Source organism: Clostridium algifaecis (assembly GCF_017874415.1).
Taxonomy (GTDB): domain Bacteria; phylum Bacillota; class Clostridia; order Clostridiales; family Clostridiaceae; genus Clostridium_B; species Clostridium_B algifaecis.
In genome coordinates this window covers 120,795-141,175 of the sequence record NZ_JAGGLM010000004.1, presented here as the reverse complement: position 1 = coordinate 141,175, position 20,381 = coordinate 120,795, and the positions used below count along the sequence as shown (strand labels likewise).

Genomic DNA, 20,381 nt, shown 5'->3' with positions numbered 1-20,381 from the left:
ACTTACGCTCTTGTATTTATTATTCCAAATTCACTGTCTTGAAAAAAGTCTCTACAATTTGAGATATTCATTTCTTGTTTTTTTTCATTAAATTGAACATTTATATTATAACCTAATTCAGATAAGCTCTCCAATATTTTTTTATCATACTTTTTTAAAACATTAACCCACATTTTATCACTTTTTATATCGATATCCATATTTCTGTTTTTAACAGTGAGGTAAGCATCTACAACACCCATATTATCTGTATTTACAGATGTAGCTATTTTTACATTTGAACTATCTATCTTTTTTCCTTTTTTTCTTTCATCTTTTATTATAAGCTTGCACCCATAATCTCTATTTTCAAATTTTAATGGCAGATCCATATAATAATAAGAATTTGAAACTGTATTAAATATTTTAAAATCATTTATATTATTGTTCAACATATTCATTATATTAACTGATTTTTGAGCACTTTTATCATCTGTTTGACTAATTGCCTGTTTTATTATATCTGTCATCTCTTCAGTCTTAGAATTTATCTGGTCTTTTATCTGATTTGTAATATTATCTATGGTATCCTTTGATATACGATATTGTTTAGCTTTCAAAGTTGAATTTGAAAAAATATCCTTTATAATATTGGATATATTGTTTTTTACGTTCTGCTTGTTATCTTCATTATTGACATTTAAATCCTGATTCTCTACAACAGTTTTCTCATCATTATTTGAAATATTATTTTCTTCATTTATTACCTTTTTTATAATATTCTCTACATCTTCAGCTTTAGAATTTGTCTGTTTTCCTATTTCTTTTGCGATATTTTTTATTCCATCTTTTGTCGCAGAATTATCCAAAATATTTTTAACAACCTCTGATATCTCATTTTTAGCCTGGGTTTTGCTGTTATTCTTTACTCCAGAATCTTCAATATCTTTTTGGTTAATGTCTTCATTTATATTGGGATTATCATCTGTATTGTTTTTAACTGCCGCTACTTCAGATTTTCCTCCATCACCAAAAGTTTTCTCGATATTTTTTTGTAAAATGTCCGTATAATCATTTCCGCTTTCTAAAATATTCCCAGATTTTATACTGTCTGCAATATTTTTATTTAACTCACTCCCCATATTCTTGATTTCATTATATATAGTTGAAGATTTTTTAAACACATTTTCAAAACTATCTATATTTGCTTTATTCAAATCTATATTATTTTCTATAAGAGTAAAAATGTCCTTGCTGTTAACATCTCCTAGTTTATCGAAAAAATTTTTCAAAGTATTAGTTATCATCTTTCCTTCGTTACTATTCGTTTCGATATTTTTACTCAAAAGGTACTTTTGTATAAAAACATCTTTTTCTTTAGGATTACTTTGTAATTTTTCCATGAATTTCATAAGGGTTTTTATATCTGATATATTTTCATCAGTAAGTGGAATATCATGTTTTATCATATTCTCAATAAGTCCATAATCTTCACTGTTTAAATTTAAACCTTTTTCCTTTATAAAAAGCTGTACAGCATCTTTATACGTTCCAGAAGAATCCTTTTCTCCACTTACAATCTTTAATTTAACTTTTCCATCTTCAAATCCGTCAACTTGAAATCTGAGTAATTCATCCTGCAGTACTTTTTCCGGGTTTTCTATGTTTGCAGAAAATTGCCATCCATCCAAAAGTTTCAATAATATGCTTTGAGACACTCTATCTATATTAATTACTCTCGCTAAAAACTTCTCACCTATTTCAAAAGAAAGTTTTGTAGCTATTCTTTTGTTATTTACGTTATAAGTACTATTTATATTCCATATTCCTGCCAAATTAATCACCCTTTATACTCTAAATTACCTTTATCAAAATATATATTATTTATCGTATATAATTAAGATTTCATGAATAAAACTTTAAAATTAAAAAAAATCTGACATCAGATGTTAATCAATGTCAGATAAAAAAATCTTATATCAAGCTACTTGTTTTTCATTATTATTTTCTTTTTTAAGAATTGGCGATACACTTTTATAAATTACAAGTGTGAGAACAGTTACTATAGCACCTTTAAACAAATTAAATGGTATAATTGTCCATGCTATTAAAGTTCCAACACTGTTTACATTTCCATTTATTTTACCTGCTACAGCTATAATCTGGCTTATTGGGAAATTAAATGCATTCTGGTAAAGTGGCAGAAGTACAAAATAATTTAAAACGGCTGCTACAAGTGCCATAACAATAGTTCCAAATACAAGCCCAATTACAGCAGTTTTTCTTGATTTTTTTACATTATATACAAGTCCTGCTATAAGTACTAAAGATGCCCCAACTCCAAAATTTGCAAGTTCTCCAATAAAAGCAGTCTGTCCAGCAAATATTCCATGAAGTATATTTTTAAATAATTCTATCATGATTCCTGATACTGGTCCAAGTGCAAAAGTTCCCATTAATGCAGGCAAATCACTTATATCAACTTTTAAAAATGATGGAAATATTGGAAGTGAAAGTTCTAAAAACATAAGTACACATGCAATAACACTTAATAATGATACCTTAACCAATTGATTCAACTTTTTATCTTTCATAGTTACACCCTCCTGATATTATAATCTTCAATCTTTTAACTTTTAATGTCTTTCATTTAAAGTTTTAGGTGAAACAGTATAAAAAGCATAAAATAAAAAGCCTTGATTAAAACCAGGGCTTACAAAATACAATACTCTTTACCTTCTTTCATCCAGACTTTACTGTCGGCCTCGGAATTTCACCGAATCATGCCACTTAGGCTCGCGGGCTATACCGCCGGTGGGGAATTACACCCCGCCCTGAAGATTATTTATTTATGGCTTTATTATAATACACATAAATATAAAAATCAATATGTACATTCTTCATGAAATGTATATTGTTTTAGTATATAATTATAATAAAATGTATACATTACTAAAACAATACTAAAGAAAGTTAGGTGATACTATATGAAGCCTGTAAAAATGTTTATAACAAGCTGGTGTCCGTACTGCAAACAGGCACTTGGCTGGATGAAAGAACTTCAAGGTGAAAATCCCAAATATACTGATGTTGATGTTAAAATAATTGATGAAGAAAAGGAACCTGAAATAGCCCAAAAATATGACTATTATTATGTACCTACATATTTTATAGGTGATACTAAAATCCATGAGGGCATTCCCTCTAAGGAAATTGTTAAAGAAGTATTTGAAAAATCTATTCATTAGAGAATTGGAGGTGCTGCAAAAGCTTGCAAACGCCCTCCTTTATTTTACTTCATGCTGAGTGCTATCCTTTTTCTTTTCTCGTCAACTTCAAGTACCGTTACTTGAACTATATCTCCTACCTGCACTACATCTAATGGATGCTTTACAAACTTATCCGATAGCTGGCTTATGTGAACAAGCCCATCCTGGTGAACTCCAATATCTACAAAAGCTCCAAAATCTGCTACATTTCTGACTGTTCCAGTGAGCACCATTCCAGGTTTCAACTGATTCATATCAACTATTCCAGTCTTCAATATTGGTTTTGGCAGTTCTTCTCTTGGATCTCTTCCCGGTTTTTTAATTTCCTTTATAATATCCTTTAAAGTAGGCACCCCAACATTAAGCTTATCTGAAAGATTCTCTATTCCTATTTTGTCAACTCTATCATCTATATCAGAAAATCCTGATTTTTTTAAGCTTTCACTGCTGTATCCCAGTATTTCCAGAAGAGCTTTAGCTACCTTATATGATTCAGGATGTACTGAAGTATTATCAAATGGTTCACTGCTTTCCATAACCCTTAAGAATCCTGCACATTGTTCAAATGCTTTAGCGCCAAGTCTCTTAACCTTGAGTAATTCCTTTCTGTTTTCAAACTTTCCATTTTCGTCTCTATATGCTACAATGTTCGATGCTATGGTCGAGTTTATTCCGGATATGTAGGATAAAAGCGCCGGTGTTGCTATATTTAAATCCACACCTACACTATTTACACAATCCTCCACAACTCCCTTTAAAGACTCATCAAGCTTTTTAGGAGTGACATCATGTTGGTACTGTCCTACACCTATTGACTTTGGATCTATTTTTACAAGCTCTGCAAGTGGATCCTGGAGCCTCCTTCCTATGGATATAGCTCCTCTTAAGGATACATTTATATCAGGATATTCCTTTGCTGCAAGTTCAGATGCAGAATAAATCGAAGCCCCTGCCTCAGATACTATTACATAGTACAGTTCTTTTTGTTTTTCTTCCTTTACCTCTTTTATAAGCTTTCCAATAACCTCTTCTGATTCCCTACTGGCAGTTCCATTTCCAAGCGATATAACATTTACGTCGTCTTTGTACACTAATTCTTTTAACTTCTTTATGGAGCCCTCTATATCATTTTGAGGTGCAGTAGCATAAACTATAGCTGTATCCAATAATTTACCAGTATCATCTAAGACTGCAATTTTACATCCATTTCTAAAGCCCGGATCATATCCAAGCACATTTTTTCCTTTTATAGGAGGCTGCATTAAAAGTGCTTTTAAGTTAGCTTTAAATATCTTTATAGCACCTTCTTCACCTTTATCTGTAAGTTCCGATCTTATTTCTCTTTCAATAGATGGATAAATCAATCTTTTAAGTGAATCCTCTACACTTTTTTCTATATAGCTGTCAGTTACATCGTTTCCCTTAAGGCATTCAGATTTCAAATATTCCACTATTTTGTCCATATCACAATTTATCTTTACAGACAGAACCTTTTCTTTTTCTCCCCTATTTATTGCAAGTATTCTATGAGCTGGTATAGATTTTACAGCTTCTCTGTAATCATAATACATTTCATAAGGAGTTGGTTCTTTGCTCTCACCTTTTGTTTCAATTACTCCATTATCATTGACAAATTTTCTTATCCATTTTCTATATTTCGCCTCATCTGATATAACTTCACTTATTATATCCATAGCTCCTGATAATGCATCTTCTCTGGATTTAACTCCCTTTTCCTCATTCATGAACTTTTCTGAATATTCTTCTATATCACTTTTAAAACTTCCGCTTAAAATAACTTCTGAAAGTGGCTTTAATCCTTTTTCCTGAGCTATAGTAGCCCTTGTTCTTTTCTTTGGCTTGTATGGTCTATATATATCTTCAACTTCTGTTAAAGTACTGCTATTTTCTATAGATTTCTTTAAATCTTCAGTAAGCTTGCCTTGTTCATCTATTATCCTTATTACATCTTCTTTTCTATCCTTAAGATTTCTAAGATATGTAAGCCTCTCTGCCAATTTTCTCAAAGTAACATCACTCATACTTCCAGTAAGTTCCTTCCTGTATCTGGCTATAAAAGGCACTGTATTTCCTGAATCCAAAAGTTCAACTACATTATTTATATATTTTTTATTTACACCTAACTCTTGAGTTAGCATATCTATTATACTATTCATATTTTCCTCCTGCTTCACTTCATTCATAAACTCATTAAAAATAAGTTGACTAAAAATATATTACAACAGTTATATGTATTTTGGCAAATTAATATATATCTATATAAGCATTAATCTAGTAGGTGAGTATAAATGAAAAAATTTCTGCTTTCTTTAATTATAACTATATTTTGTATAATCTGTTCACTAAGTTTTGAAAATTATTATTTTATAAGGCCTTTAAATTCAAACGAAGTTAAAAATACTGTAAAATATCTATCTTCAGATGATTTTAATGGAAGACTTACAGGAACCCTGGAAAATTACGAAACAATAAATTTTATTAAAAACTATTTCAAAGATCAAAATTTAATTCCCTATAAAAACAATTATCTTCAAAGCTTCAATGTAATTTATCCAAGAGCGGTAACTGGGACTCCGTATCTTCTAGTAAAAGATAAAAATGGATTCATAGTAAAGCAATACAAATATGCCATAGATTATAAAGAAGATATGGTTAACTTTAGATACAACAATGTATCTTTTAAAAAAGGTGATAATATTTTATGGAGAGGAAATAATTTTCAGGTACAACAAGGCAATAATTACTTTTTATTCTATAATCCTCAGGATGACAATGTAAACTTCAGGAGTTCTTTTATATCAAATTCTCCTCATTGTATGTATATAATGATTAAAAAGCATACTGCACAGGAAATAAATAATTATATAAATAAAGGATATGAAATAAGCTGTTTTATACCTTTTGAGGATGAATTTACTTCTACATATAATGTACTAGGATATATAAAAGGTAAAAATCAGAATCTACCGCCGCTTATTTTGTCAGCACACTTTGATCATGTTGGAAGTGATCTTGCAGGTACCGTATATAACGGTGCACTAGACAATGCATCCGGCACCTCATTTTTGCTCGGGCTTGTAAAATATATCAATTCAATCGGAAAACCCGAAAGAAATATAATAATTGCAGCTTTTAATGCAGAAGAATTTGGATGCCTGGGATCAAAAAATTTTGTAAAGCAGTACAAAAATGATTTAAAAGGTAGTAAAGTCATAAACTTTGATATGATAGGAAGTGACAAAAATGTGCCTATCTCAATAATGTCAGGTAAATTTGATACAAAAAACTCTAGTTTTGTAAAAGAGATAGCAGGTCTATGTAATGAAAATAAAGCAAATTTTAAGTATACGTTTGAAAATTGCAGCGACCATGAATATTTTAGAGCTTATGGTATAGATGCTGTAACTTTATCTGATGCAGATATGTCAAGGATACACACACCTAAGGATAAGTCTCAATATATAAATACAAAATCTATAGACAGATGTTTTAATATAGTTTCTAAGGAAATTGATAGCTTTGCTTTTGGCAGAAATCCATATATCCTGTATTACAAACAATTATTTATTGTATCAATTATAGGATTATTATTGTCTACTATTCTATATATTAAATGCACAAAAAACACTAATAACTAATCTTTCTTTTTTAATTCAACAAACACTACAGTAATTACTATAAGTAATAATATAACTAAGCCGCAGCTAAAAAAGCCAAATTTTCCACCAACTTTTTCCATTACGATTCCCGCAAAAGCATTTCCCAAAGGAGTACTTCCTATATTTAAAAAAGCATATATGCTCATTACCCTTCCCCTATACTCATCTTCTGTATTAAATTGGAGTGTAGCATTAGCTTTGTTTAAAAACGTAAGTCCAAAGAAGCCTATAGATATAAAAAGTACTCCTATTATTACATAATCAGCACTAAATAAAGTCATTATGTTCAATATTGCAAGTACAAAGGCGTTTATAATTAGATAATGTTTTATCTTTAGTCTTCTGCCTGTACTTGCCATGAACATAGCTCCAAATAATGATCCAAGACCTACTAAGCTTAAAAGTATGCTGTATTCAGTAGCTCCACCATTCATAACCTGATTTGCAAATACAGGTATAATTACATTACTATTAAAATTAAAAGTACATACTATAGACATCATAAACAAAGTAGATACAAGTATTTTTTTATTCAAAGTATATACTATTCCACCCTTTAAATCCTTGAATAATCCTGAAGTTTTAGATTTTATAGTTGGATTACCTTTAGCTTGTATTTTAAATACACCATAAATAACGGGTATAAAACTGAAGGCATTGATAAGGAAACATTGAAGTACACCAAATTTATTCATTATTACTCCTGCAAATGCAGGTCCAACTATACGTGACATATTAAATACAGTTGAATTTAAAGATATAGCGTTTGGCAGATCTTTTTTTCCAACAAGTTCAATGAAAAAAGATTGCCTGGTTGGCATATCCAAGCTAGTTATAATACCATTTATAGAAGCTAATACAGCAAGCATCCAATATTTATTTTCACCCGTATAAACAATAAAGCTCAACGCAAAGGCCTGAATCATATACGAGAATTGTGTCAGCAAAAGAATATTTCGCTTAGGATGCCTTTCAACTATAACTCCTGCAATAAGTGTAATTAAAAGTACAGGTGCATATTGAAATACTCCTATGAGCCCAAGCAAAAAAGGTGAATTAGTTATCTTATATACATACCAGCTAAGGGCAGTATTTTGTACCATAGTTCCCATGAGGGACAAAAGCTGTCCTGATAAAAAATATCTAAAATCTTTATGTTTTATTGATACAAATGTATCTTTTAACCTGTTTTTAAAATTCACTTTTCAATCCCTCCCCTGGTATACATAAAATAATCTAAGTTAACATAAATAAATACTGCCGGGATTAAATATTTCCGGCAGCATCTTTTTATTTTGCCTGCTGTTTTAAATAAGCTATTATGAAATTGTCTATATTTCCATCCATTACTGAAGTTACATTTCCATTTTCTGCTCCAGTTCTGTGATCCTTCACAAGTGTATACGGATGAAATACATAAGACCTTATCTGACTGCCCCAACCCATGTCCTTAAGTTCACCTGTAAGATCCTCTATTTTTTCTTTATGTGCTCTTTCTTTAAGTTCTACAAGTTTTGATTTAAGCATAAGCATTGCAGTTTCCCTATTATAGTGCTGACTTCTTTCATTCTGGCACTGAACCACTATGCCAGTAGGTATATGTGTTATTCTTACTGCCGATTCCGTCTTATTTACATGCTGTCCTCCCGCACCGCTGGATCTATAAGTATCTACTCTCAAATCGTCTGGTCTTATATCTATATCCTGATTTTTAGTTAATTCCGGAAGTACCTCTACAGATGCAAATGAAGTCTGCCTTTTTCCATTAGCATTGAAAGGTGATATTCTTACCAATCTATGAATTCCCTTTTCCGCTTTTAGATATCCATAAGCAAATTCACCTATTATCCTTAAAGATACACTTTTTATTCCTGCATCATCTGCTGGAAGTATATCCAAAGTTTCAACTTTATAACCTGACTTTTCTGCCCACCTCGTATACATTCTTAATAGCATTTCAGTCCAGTCCTGTGCATCTGTTCCACCTACTCCTACGTGAAGATTCAATATGGCATTATTTTTGTCATATTCTCCAGATAGAAGTATTTCTATTTTTAATTTTTCAATAATGCTTTCTATATCCCGTACTTCAGATACTATTTCTTTAGATGAAGCTTCATCGCCATCTTCTATGGTAATATCCGCTAAAATCTTTGCATCATCTATTCTCTCATTTAATTTAGTGTACATTTCCAGTTTTCCGCTTAATGACTTTTCTTCAGAAGATATTTCTTGAGCTTTTTCAGCATTTGTCCAGAAATCCGGTTCTTGCATTTCCATCTGCAATTCTTCTATTCTATTTTTACAGTTATCAATGTCAAAGAGACTCCTTTATCTCATTTAATGATTTTTTTAATACATTCAGCTTTGACAATGACTCTTCTAATTCAATTATCATATAAATACTCCCTTTTTAATTGCTGCTGTCTGCAAATCTTCCACAGCAGTTCTTGTATTTCTTTCCACTTCCACATGGGCAAGGATCATTTCTTCCTACTGTCTTCTTTTTTCTTATAGGCTTCTTCTTTATAGAATCATCCTCTCCCTGATTAGTGCTTACATTTTTCGCAATTCTCTCTCTTTCTGGTGCTCTTTCAATTTGTACATGGAACAAGTATTTTATAGTATCTACCTTGATGTTATATATCATCTCATTAAACATTTCGCTGCCTTCAAACTGATATGCCTGGGCAGGTTCCTGCTGTCTATAAGCCCTTAATCCTATAGCTCTCTTTAAATGTTCCATATCATCTATATGATCCATCCACCTTGTATCAACGACCTTAAGTAATATTACTCTCTCAAGCTCTCTCATTTGTTCTGGAGTAAACTCTTCTTCTTTTTCCTTATATAGTTTTTTACCTAATTCAATGTATTTATCTATTATCTCTTCATCGGAAAGGTTTATTATATCATCAAACTTAATAGTATCCTTTGGTACATAAACTTCTTCCATATAACTGATTATTTTCTTAACTTCATCTTCGAACTCTTCTTCCTGACCCGATATATGAGATTGTATAATTTCAGAAACTAATCCTTCGAGCATTCCATCTATTTGATCTTTAAGATCTATTCCTTCAAGTACTTCTGATCTCTGCTTATATATTATTTTTCTCTGTTTATTTATTACATCATCATACTGCAGCAATGTCTTTCTTATATCGAAGTTGTTTCCTTCAACTTTCTTCTGTGCATTCTCTATGGCATTAGTAACCATTTTGCTCTCTATTGCCTCGTCATCTCCAAGCCCAAGTTTGTCAACCATTCCCTTAAGCCTATCTGAGCCAAATATTCTCATTAAATCATCTTCAAGTGAAACATAAAATCTTGACTGTCCTGGATCTCCCTGACGACCTGAACGACCCCTTAGCTGATTGTCAATTCTTCTGGATTCATGTCTTTCTGTACCTATTATTTTAAGTCCGCCTAAGCTTACGACATTTTTCCCAAGCTTTATATCTGTACCACGGCCAGCCATATTAGTAGCAATAGTTACAGTTCCCTGTTCACCAGCATGAGAAATTATCTCAGCTTCTTTTTCATGATATTTAGCATTAAGTACTTGATGTGGGACACCCTTTTTCTTGAGCATATCCGACAGAAGTTCCGATTTTTCTATACTTACAGTACCTACAAGTACAGGTTGACCTTTCTTGTAAGTTTCATATATATCATCTGCAATAGCCTTGAATTTACCCTTTGCTGTTTTATAAACTAAATCCGGCAAGTCTTTTCTTATTAGAGGTTTATGTGTAGGTATAACTATTACATCAAGTCCATATATCTCTCTAAACTCACCTTCCTCTGTTTGTGCGGTACCTGTCATACCTGAAAGTTTATTGAATATTCTAAAATAGTTTTGATATGTTATAGTAGCAAGAGTTTTTGATTCTCTTTCTACCTTGACTCCTTCCTTTGCTTCTATAGCTTGATGGAGTCCATCACTGTATCTTCTGCCTTCCATCATTCTTCCTGTAAATTCATCTACTATAAGTACTTCTCCGTTCTTCACCATATAGTCCTTATCCCTTTTCATTATGTAATTCGCCTTTAAAGCCTGAACTACATGATGCTGCAATTCCATGTTTTCAGGATCTGCATAATTTTTCAAGTTAAAGAACTTTTCTGCTTTTGATACTCCTCGATCTGTCAGAAGTACTGCATTTGCTTTTTCATCTACTGTAAAGTCTCCTTTTTTCTCTTCAGGAATTTCAACGTCTCCTTTTGATTCTTCCTGTTTTTTTAAAGTTTTTGCAAAATGATCTGCCACTTTATAAAACTCAGTAGACTTTTCACCTTCACCTGAAATTATAAGTGGAGTTCTTGCCTCATCTATTAATATAGAATCCACCTCATCCACTATTGCAAAGTTAAGTCCTCTTTGAACTCTTTCTTCTTTATAAACAACCATATTATCTCTTAAATAGTCAAAACCAAATTCACTATTAGTTCCATAAGTTATATCACAATTATATGCTTCCTGTCTCTGGCCTTGATCCAAATCATGAAGTATAACTCCAACCTTTAAACCTAAGAATTCATATACAGGTGCCATAGTATCTCTATCCCTCTTAGCAAGATAGTCATTTACGGTAATTATATGAACTCCTTTGCCCGTGAGTGCATTCAAATAAGCTGGTGCAGTGGCAACAAGAGTTTTTCCTTCACCAGTTTTCATTTCTGATATTCTACCTTGATGAAGAACAACTCCACCTATAAGTTGTTCTTTATAATGCTTTAGACCTATAGTTCTGTCTGCTGCTTCTCTAACTACTGCAAAAGCTTCAGGCAATATTGAATCTAAAGTTTCTGCATTTTTTAATCTTTCTTTAAACTCATCTGTTTTAGCTCTAAGTTCTGCATCTGTTAACTTTTGCATATTTTTGTCTAAACTGTCTATTTTTTCTACTATGGGTACAATCCTCTTTACTTCTCTATCACTGTATGAACCAAATATTTTTTGAAAAAGTTTCATTATTTTCATCCTCACATGTTATTTTATAAATATATATACTTTATAGATTATATCATCTAATTATAAGCTATTCAACCAATACAAAGATAGTTTAATATATTATCCATAATTTTTAAATATAATCCATAAAATTTAATTTTTTAATAATTTATTTAGAAATCAAGAGAGGAAGCTGTATCCGGCTTCCTCTCTTGATTTTATGTTAAAATTCAGGTTCTATAAGTCCATAATCTCCATCTTTTCTTTTATATACCACATTTACTTCTCCGTTTTCTGCAGCTTCATATACAAAGAAATTATGTCCTAGAAGTTCCATTTGAAGAACTGCTTCTTCAGCAGACATTGGCTTTATTGCAAATTTTTTAGTCTTGACTATTTTGTGATCTTCTTTTTCTTCATCCTTCTGATCTGGTATGAATTGGAATTTTAAAGAATCTGATGAACGTTTTCTTTTTAGTAATTTTGTTTTCTGTTTTCTTATTTGACCTTCCAACTTATCTAAAACTAAATCAATTGAAGCATACATATCATCATTTTTTTCTTCTCCTCTAAGTATAACCCCTCCAAAAGGAATAGTAACTTCAATTATCTGTGTATTCTTTTGCACACTCAATGTAACATGAGCTTCTACATTAGGGTTGAAATACTTATCGAGTTTTGACAACTTTTTTTCCACTTTATCTCTCAATGCCTCAGTTACCGATATATTTTTTCCTTTTACAGTTATTTTCATATTTCCAGCCCCTCTCTTTTATCTCCCACTTATTAATAATATATAATTTTACATTATGTGTGGGTTTAGTATAATTTATATAATAAATATGTTATTTATATTTTAATACTGTTGAATTTAAATTACAATAGTATATTGATATATTAGATTTTAATTATTGGAACTGTTATCTACATACAGTTGTTCCGTATGTTTTTAATAAAAATATTATAAATAAAAATAGCCCTGGAATTAGCCAGGGTTACACAATTAAGCGCTAAAGATAATTAAGCTTTATACTGCTTTTGATATTGAATCTTTGTTTATATAAGAATCCTTATAAGTTGTCATATTATTATACAATCCAATAAAGTTAACATAAGAAAGAATAAAACCTATTCCACACAACAAAGATCCAAGTGAACCTGTCATAGTAATTAATTTTATGCCTCCATACATATAACCGCTACAAACAACTCCCAATACACCTAATAAAGTAAATAATATGCCTGTAATTTTCATTTAATTCACATTCCCTTCAATAAATTATTAACTGTTTAGTATTATAACAATCTATTTATAGCTTGTCGATGCTTATTATAAACAATAAAAAACGGATGCAAATATTTACAGTTAATATTTATATCATCTCTCATGTGATTTTCATCATTTTACTGCTTAATCTACATTTGTATACAAAACAGAATATAAGTCTTATTATTTTTTATAAAATTAATATAGCAGCCTTAAAAAAGACTGCTACATTGCACAGTTAGTGCATTGTCAAGTTAGCTGACCTGATTTTTGACCCCACACTCGCCTGCTGGAACTTTTGCTACCCGGAATCAACCTCTCACTAATAATCCTCTCGCAATTCTGCGGCAGGGCTTACTTCTAAACCGCACCATGCTCATTAAATATTTTATTCAACTTACGTGGATCGTTTTGCCTGCGACTGGCATCGACTTTCAATCACAAACCTAACTTAACATGATAATTATACCCTACTTTTTGCTCCAGTCAATATGGTAATTTTATTTGCTCCATTATTCTTTAATTCAAGTGCACAATAAAATGCCGTAGCACCAGTAGTTAATACATCATCAACAATTAGAACGTTTTTGTTTTTTATCAGACTTATATTCTTAAATCTAAAACTTCCTTTTATGTTTTCCCATCTTTCTCTTTTACTTAAACCTATCTGATCTTTTGTACTTTTAATTTTAGAAAGACATGAAATTACAGGCTTTTTTGTATACTCTTTTAAAATATTAGCTAGATATTCTCCCTGATTAAACCCTCTTCGCTTAAAATCTTTTTTAGTCATAGGAACATATGTAATAAAATCAAATTCCAATTTGTTTGCTTTTATACTGTTATACATATAGTCCGCTATTACATGTCCTGATCTAAAAGAACTTTTATATTTTAGCTTAACTATAAGTTCCATCATAGATCCTGAATAATATGCTCCACTATAGCAGTCAAATTTTAAAGTACCATTAACATTTCCTATTTCAGTCTTATCTCTGCAAATCATTATACTCTTCATACAATAATCACATATATATTTATCTGAATACAGTTCATTATTACAGAGTATACAATTTTCATTTCCAGAATAGATAACCGACAGTATACAATCCTTAAGATTTTTTAAACTTTCAATAATCCCATATTCCATGCTTCTTTATTGAAATTTCTAGTTATATATTTTGCCTTTTCCATGTCATCTGTTTCATAATTGGCTAAAAATATAACTTCACCTTTCAAATCTTTTTCACCTCTCACTACACTTGCACATAAGTATATAAATTTCTTATAATTAAAATTTGAATGATCAGCAAAATAAACCATTATATCTGAATTTTTTATATCAGGGCTTAAATATTTAAAACAATTTGTAATTAATATTGCATTATTTAAGTTTAAGAACTTATTGATTAGTTTTTTATCAGATCTGTTTTCAGTAAAACAAATTATATTTTTTAAAAAATGTTTGCAATAATCCTTTATATATAAATATACAGCTGTAATCTTCACTTCATCAGGTACAAATATTATAACTTTTCTTCCTGTACTTATAGACCATTTTATATAATCATAAATTACAAATGGAATATTTTTATTTATATCAAGTCTTGTAAGTATAGTTCTTGGTTCAATTATTGGAACTCTGTTATTTTTTACAGGAATAAGTATAGTCTCACAATTTTTTAGTATTTCTTCTATAGAATAAACAACCACTCTACTGTTTTTATTAGCTAATTCACTTAAAATATCTAATATTTCGTATCTGTTATGACATGGAAAACTGCTTATATCATCATATATTATCAAATCAAAATCTTTTTTTAAATTACAAGCTGTTTCAAAATTGCATATATTTAAATTTACAAAGCTGTATTTTTCCACATTTTTTATATACGCATAACTTTTAATATTAGTATACTTTTTTATATTTGATATTATATTTATTTCACTGGAATTTTCACCTGTTATATACAGTATTTTTTTATTTTCTTTCAGATATTTTTTTATAAGATCTATAAATACATATGTAGAATTATACGGAATAGATACTATATTTAAAAATTTTTTATTTTCGTTACTCCATTTAAGTATCATATCATTTATTTTCTTCTCCATAAAATCGACCTTTTTCCAAATCAGCATCTTCTTCACTCTCCATTATATCCATTATTCTGTTTTTTAATAACGAATACCTTTCAAAACTTTTATTGTTATCTATCATAAACTTAAATGCCTTTAAGTCTCCTACAAGTACTACCATCTGTTTTGCCCTGGTTATAGCAGTATATAACAGATTTCTGTTCATAAGAAAGCTTGATCCCATAAATACGGGCATTACGATTACAGGAAATTCACTTCCTTGACTTTTATGTATAGTTATAGCATATGCTAATTCAAGTTCATCTAAATATATATTGTCATATATTACTTTTTTTTCATCATCAAATATTACAGTTACTGTATCATTTTCTTTATCTATACTTTCTATATATCCTACATCACCATTGAATATGCCAAGCCCATCACATTCTTTTTTATCTTCAACTGACGTCCATTTTAAGGAGTAGTTATTTTTTGTCTGCATAACCTTATCTCCCACTCTGAATACAACTTCTCTAAATTGTTTTTCAGTCTTATTTGCAGTTTGGGGATTTAATATATTCTGCAGTTTTTTATTTAAATTAAAAACTCCAAGTAATCCTTTTCTCATAGGAGAAACCACCTGAATATGATTTAATTTATTCCATGATTTATTAAATCCCGGCAATCTCTTATCAACTAACTCAATTAATGTTGTCAGTATATTATCTTGATCTTTACATCTTATAAAGTAAAAGTCCTTATCTTTTTTATTTAAAAAAGGCATTTTGCCGGAGTTTATTCTGTGTGCATTTACTACAATCATGCTCTCTTTTGATTGTCTGAATATTTCTTTCAGCCTCACTACTTTAATACATTTGCTATCTATAAAATCCCTCAAGACATTTCCAGGCCCTACTGAAGGCAATTGGTCTGCATCTCCTACTATTATAAGTCTTGTTCCCAACGAAATAGCCTTTAAAAGATTGTTCATAAGAGTTATATCTATCATGGAAGCCTCATCTATGATTACTACGTCACATTCCAGAGGAGTTTCTTCACTTCTTGAAAATAACATTGCTTCTTCATCGCTTGATGCTCCCATTTCTAAAAGTCTATGTATAGTCTTAGCTTCTCTTCCCGTAGATTCCGACATCCTTTTAGCTGCCCTTCCAGTAGGTGCCGCCATAAAAACTCTCAGGTTTATTTTTTCAAATATTCGCGTTATGCAATTTATTATAGTAGTCTTGCCTGTTCCGGGTCCACCCGTTATTATTTCTACTCCATTTTCTACTGAGCCTCTTATAGCTTCCTTCTGTGATTCTGCAAATTCTATATTATTCTCAGTTTCAAACTTTTCAATTTCGTTTTCTACATCCAATTCTATCTTGTCATACTTGTTAAATTCTAAATACAGTATTTTCTTTGTTACACTTAATTCACAATAATAATAAACTGGTAAAAATACGCATACCTTATCCTGCAATTTTTCCAATTTTAATTTTCCTTTAACAGAACTGTCATATACATTTTCCTCTATTTCTTCCTTGGTAACACATAATACCTCTACTGCTTCTTTTATAAGCTTCTCAAGTGGCATATAAGTATTGCCAAAGCCACAAAATTTACTTACTACGTATTTAATTCCACTTTCAATTCTAAATGGAGAATTTGCTTCTATTCCAAAATTTCTAGCTATTCTGTCTGCAATTTTAAAGCCTATTCCTGATATTTCTTCTGTAAGTATATATGGGTTTTCTTTAACTATATTTATAGAATCTGTACCAAATTTTTTGTGTATCTTTACGCATTGATTTGGAGTTACTCCGTAGGTCTGAAAAAATAAAATTATATTTCTAACTTCACTTTGCTTTGAGTAAGATTTACAAATTAGATCTATTTTTTTCTTGCCTATACCCTCTATTTCCCTCAATCTCTCTATATGATTATCTAATATCTCCAAGGTACCTTCTCCAAATTTTTCTACTATTTTTCTAGCTGTAACAGGCCCAATGCCTGATATTGCCCCAGATGATAAATATCTTTCTATTCCAGTAGTAGTATTTGGTATTATTTCTTCAGCATATTTTATTTTAAATTGTTCTCCAAATTTTTTGTGAGTTACCCATTCTCCTGTTAATTTCAAGTTTTGTCCTTCCATTATAAATGGCACAATCCCTACTGCAGTTGTAATAGCATTTTTGGTTTTTAATTTAGCCACTACATAACCATTTTCTTCATTTTGATATACTATATCATCTACAATACCCTGTATCTCCTGCATAAAATCTCCCTACTTTTTTAAAAATAGTCAATTAAATATATATATAATTATATCACATTAAAATAACTTCAACTCAAAAAGCACGCATCATAAATGCGCGCTTTCTTTTATAAATATTTCTTTATTTCATCTACTTTATTTAGTTTTTCCCATGGAACATCTATATCCGTTCTTCCAAAATGTCCATAAGCAGCTACTTGTCTGTATATAGGTCTTCTCAAATTTAAATCTCTTATTATCGCAGCCGGTCTTAAATCAAATACTTTATTTATTATATCTACTATCTTGTCTTCTGATATTTTTCCAGTTCCAAAAGTATCTACAGTTATAGATACTGGTTTTGCTACACCTATAGCATATGCAAGCTGTATTTCAAGTTTATCGGAAACTCCAGCAGCTACTAAATTTTTAGCAACCCATCTTGCAGCATATGCAGCAGATCTATCAACTTTAGTTGGATCTTTTCCAGAAAATGCTCCACCACCGTGTCTGCCATATCCTCCATAAGTATCTACTATTATTTTTCTTCCTGTAAGTCCTGAATCACCCTGTGGTCCACCAACAACAAATCTACCAGTTGGATTTATAAAATATTGGGTTTTATCATCTAAAAGCTCTGGTGGTATAATAGGTTTTATAACATTTTCAATTATATCCTTCTTTATTTGATCCTGGGTAACTTGTGGATCATGTTGGGTAGATACAACTACAGTATCTATTCTAATTGGTTTATCATCTTCATACTCAACAGTAACCTGCGTTTTTCCATCAGGTCTTAAGTAAGATAAAGTCCCATTTTTTCTAACTTCTGCAAGTCTCTTAGCAAGTTTATGTGCCATACTTATAGGGAGAGGCATATATTCCGGAGTTTCATTTGTAGCAAATCCGAACATCATTCCTTGATCTCCTGCGCCTATAGTATCTAGCTTGTCTTTTTTTCCTGATTTAGCTTCAAAAGCTTCATTTACTCCCATAGCTATATCAGATGATTGCTCATCTATAGAAGATATTACAGAACAAGTATCACAATCGAAGCCATATTTAGCTCTAGTATAACCTATCTCCGATACAGTTTTTCTAACTATTTTTGGAATATCTACATAACATTTAGTTGATATTTCGCCCATAACTAAAATCATTCCTGTTGTAGTCACAGTTTCACAAGCTACCCTTCCTTGAGGATCTTGTTCTAATATAGCATCAAGAATAGCATCCGAAATTTGATCACACATCTTATCTGGATGACCTTCTGTAACTGACTCGGACGTAAATAGTTTTCTCATATCTTTTGCCTCCATTTTTGTAAAAATAAAAACCTCTTCGTAAGAAGAGGTTAAATAAACTTAACTACTCTCTTATCTTGCAGTATTACTGCAGGAATTGGCACCTTAGTAAACTTACTGGTTGCCGGGTTTCATAGGGCCCTTTCCCTCCACCTCTCTCGATAAGAGTTCTTTTTAATTATAAATTATAAAATAAAAAACACCAGATAGTGTTTTTTTATGGTGGAGGAAGATGGATTCGAACCATCGAAGTCAATGACAACAGATTTACAGTCTGCCCCCTTTAGCCACTCGGGAATTCCTCCATATTGGTGCTGGTAGTAGGAATCGAACCCACGACCTACTGATTACAAGTCAGTTGCTCTACCTGCTGAGCTATGCCAGCGCATTTATTAATAAAGTTTAGTAAAATTAAAACAGTTATTGGTGGGCACAACAGGGCTCGAACCTGTGACCCTCTGCTTGTAAGGCAGATGCTCTCCCAGCTGAGCTATGCGCCCAAATAATGGTGGAGGAAGATGGATTCGAACCATCGAAGTCAATGACAACAGATTTACAGTCTGCCCCCTTTAGCCACTCGGGAATTCCTCCATATTGGTGCTGGTAGTAGGAATCGAACCCACGACCTACTGATTACAAGTCAGTTGCTCTACCTGCTGAGCTATGCCAGCGCATTTATTAATTTATCCAAAATTGTTTAATTCATTTTCAAACCCATTAACGTATGTTAGTATACATTGTTAAGCGATATTTTTCAATTCTTATTTTATATCAAATTTTGATATTATTCATCAATTGCTCCTGATTTCTTATTTTTTCTCTTTAAATCGTATTTTAATGTTTATAACTCAATTTACAATTCTAATCTTTTAAACTCCATCATATAAATTATATATGATATTTTTAAATATTTAGTATTTATACAATTAATTGGTCATTAATATGTACTAAAAATATAAAAACATAAATTTAAAGAGGTGAAAGTAATTTGAATAAAGTTAAAGCTAACTATAAAAGCCCATTAGCATATTACAAATTAGCATATTTTTTAAAAAATTATATAAATAAAAATACAATTATAGTTTGTATTGGTACAGATAGATACATAGGTGACTGCCTTGGTCCCCTGGTAGGTACATTACTTAAATGTAAACACTTTCCGCTTCCAGTTTACGGCACAATCCAAGAACCAATACATGCACTGAATATTGATAATAAATTAAATGAGATAAAGAACAAACATTCAAATTACAATATAATAGGTATAGATGCTTGTTTAGGCGACATAGACAGTATAGGTGAAATTCAGGTAAGAGATTTTCCTGTCCATCCAGGAAAAGGTGTTGGAAAATCCCTTCCAAATGTCGGTGAATCTTCAATAATAGGTATAGTAGATTCAAATTGTAATGAAAATATATTCAATTCTACAAATAATATAAGGTTAAATTTAATTTTGTCAATGTCGAAAGTTATACTTTACTCATTAATTCATGCATATTATTTGTATTATAACAACGATATATTAATATAACTTTCTTTACACTAAAAAATCTAACTTATTAGAAATAAACTAATAAATTAGA

The 20,381-nt window shown here is 30.8% G+C and carries 15 protein-coding genes, 5 tRNA genes and 2 riboswitches; of the genes, 3 read left to right on the top strand and 17 right to left on the bottom strand.

Annotation, left to right across the window (positions count from 1 at the left end):
• Positions 1-2: 2 nt before the first annotated feature.
• The gene (locus J2Z42_RS05305; protein ID WP_342589997.1) at positions 3-1,823 is read right to left on the bottom strand and encodes a hypothetical protein; all 1,821 of its coding nucleotides are present in this window, start codon (positions 1,821-1,823) and stop codon (positions 3-5) included.
• Positions 1,824-1,958: 135 nt separating this feature from the next.
• Positions 1,959-2,573 carry an ECF transporter S component gene (locus J2Z42_RS05300; RefSeq protein WP_209701557.1) on the bottom strand — a complete coding sequence of 205 codons (615 nt, stop codon included), beginning with the start codon at positions 2,571-2,573 and terminating at the stop codon, positions 1,959-1,961.
• A gap of 136 nt (positions 2,574-2,709) precedes the next feature.
• Positions 2,710-2,825, bottom strand: a riboswitch (FMN riboswitch).
• Between the two features lie 141 nt (positions 2,826-2,966).
• On the opposite strand from J2Z42_RS05300, the gene J2Z42_RS05295 reads away from it, so the two are divergent.
• Positions 2,967-3,227: a glutaredoxin family protein gene (locus J2Z42_RS05295; RefSeq protein WP_209701555.1), complete on the top strand. Its 261-nt coding sequence runs from the start codon at positions 2,967-2,969 to the stop codon at positions 3,225-3,227.
• A gap of 44 nt (positions 3,228-3,271) precedes the next feature.
• On the opposite strand, the gene J2Z42_RS05290 is transcribed toward J2Z42_RS05295, so the two are convergent.
• Positions 3,272-5,425 (bottom strand): Tex family protein, encoded by a 2,154-nt coding sequence (locus J2Z42_RS05290; RefSeq protein WP_209701553.1) that lies wholly within the window; start codon positions 5,423-5,425, stop codon positions 3,272-3,274.
• A 132-nt stretch (positions 5,426-5,557) separates the two neighbouring features.
• Between J2Z42_RS05290 and J2Z42_RS05285 the strand changes: the two genes are divergently transcribed.
• A complete protein-coding gene (locus tag J2Z42_RS05285) occupies positions 5,558-6,907 on the top strand; it encodes a M28 family metallopeptidase (protein ID WP_209701551.1) in 1,350 nt (449 codons plus the stop codon).
• Here J2Z42_RS05285 and J2Z42_RS05280 read toward each other — a convergent pair.
• The 14 genes from J2Z42_RS05280 to J2Z42_RS05215 form a co-directional block, all read right to left on the bottom strand.
• Entirely contained in the window at positions 6,904-8,130 is a 1,227-nt protein-coding gene (locus J2Z42_RS05280; protein ID WP_209701548.1) for an MFS transporter, read from the bottom strand. The two genes, J2Z42_RS05285 and J2Z42_RS05280, sit on opposite strands and share 4 nt — an antisense overlap.
• 88 nt (positions 8,131-8,218) lie before the next feature.
• Positions 8,219-9,326 (bottom strand): peptide chain release factor 2 gene (prfB, locus tag J2Z42_RS05275; protein WP_209701547.1). Its coding sequence is split into 2 segments (ribosomal slippage): positions 8,219-9,247 and positions 9,249-9,326, totalling 1,107 coding nucleotides; the frame shifts between segments, so codons are not numbered across the junction.
• A gap of 15 nt (positions 9,327-9,341) precedes the next feature.
• On the bottom strand, positions 9,342-11,906 hold the full coding sequence (secA, locus tag J2Z42_RS05270) for a preprotein translocase subunit SecA (RefSeq protein ID WP_209701545.1): 2,565 nt from the start codon (positions 11,904-11,906) through the stop codon (positions 9,342-9,344).
• A gap of 202 nt (positions 11,907-12,108) precedes the next feature.
• On the bottom strand, positions 12,109-12,639 hold the full coding sequence (gene hpf, locus J2Z42_RS05265; protein WP_209701543.1) for a ribosome hibernation-promoting factor, HPF/YfiA family: 531 nt from the start codon (positions 12,637-12,639) through the stop codon (positions 12,109-12,111).
• A 273-nt stretch (positions 12,640-12,912) separates the two neighbouring features.
• Complete coding sequence (locus J2Z42_RS05260) at positions 12,913-13,140, bottom strand: hypothetical protein (protein WP_209701541.1); 228 nt, start codon at positions 13,138-13,140, stop codon at positions 12,913-12,915.
• A 475-nt stretch (positions 13,141-13,615) separates the two neighbouring features.
• Positions 13,616-14,302 (bottom strand): ComF family protein, encoded by a 687-nt coding sequence (locus tag J2Z42_RS05255; protein ID WP_209701539.1) that lies wholly within the window; start codon positions 14,300-14,302, stop codon positions 13,616-13,618.
• Positions 14,275-15,294, bottom strand: coding sequence for a hypothetical protein (locus J2Z42_RS05250; protein ID WP_209701537.1), 1,020 nt, complete (start codon positions 15,292-15,294; stop codon positions 14,275-14,277). Before J2Z42_RS05250 ends, J2Z42_RS05255 begins: the two co-directional genes overlap by 28 nt.
• Positions 15,248-17,515: an SF1B family DNA helicase RecD2 gene (gene recD2 / locus J2Z42_RS05245; RefSeq protein WP_209701535.1), complete on the bottom strand. Its 2,268-nt coding sequence runs from the start codon at positions 17,513-17,515 to the stop codon at positions 15,248-15,250. Before recD2 ends, J2Z42_RS05250 begins: the two co-directional genes overlap by 47 nt.
• Positions 17,516-17,622: 107 nt before the next feature.
• Positions 17,623-18,798, bottom strand: a complete 1,176-nt coding sequence (gene metK, locus J2Z42_RS05240; RefSeq protein ID WP_209701533.1) for a methionine adenosyltransferase — start codon at positions 18,796-18,798, stop codon at positions 17,623-17,625.
• A 69-nt stretch (positions 18,799-18,867) separates the two neighbouring features.
• Positions 18,868-18,966, bottom strand: a riboswitch (SAM riboswitch).
• 52 nt (positions 18,967-19,018) lie between these two features.
• Positions 19,019-19,103, bottom strand: a tRNA-Tyr gene (locus J2Z42_RS05235).
• Positions 19,104-19,107: 4 nt separating this feature from the next.
• Positions 19,108-19,183 (bottom strand) — tRNA-Thr (locus J2Z42_RS05230).
• A 39-nt stretch (positions 19,184-19,222) separates the two neighbouring features.
• Positions 19,223-19,298: transfer RNA gene (locus tag J2Z42_RS05225), tRNA-Val, on the bottom strand.
• Between the two features lie 6 nt (positions 19,299-19,304).
• Positions 19,305-19,389: transfer RNA gene (locus J2Z42_RS05220), tRNA-Tyr, on the bottom strand.
• Between the two features lie 4 nt (positions 19,390-19,393).
• A tRNA-Thr gene (locus J2Z42_RS05215) sits at positions 19,394-19,469 on the bottom strand.
• A gap of 317 nt (positions 19,470-19,786) precedes the next feature.
• Here J2Z42_RS05215 and yyaC point away from each other — a divergent pair.
• Entirely contained in the window at positions 19,787-20,329 is a 543-nt protein-coding gene (gene yyaC, locus J2Z42_RS05210; protein ID WP_209701531.1) for a spore protease YyaC, read from the top strand.
• Positions 20,330-20,381: the final 52 nt, after the last annotated feature.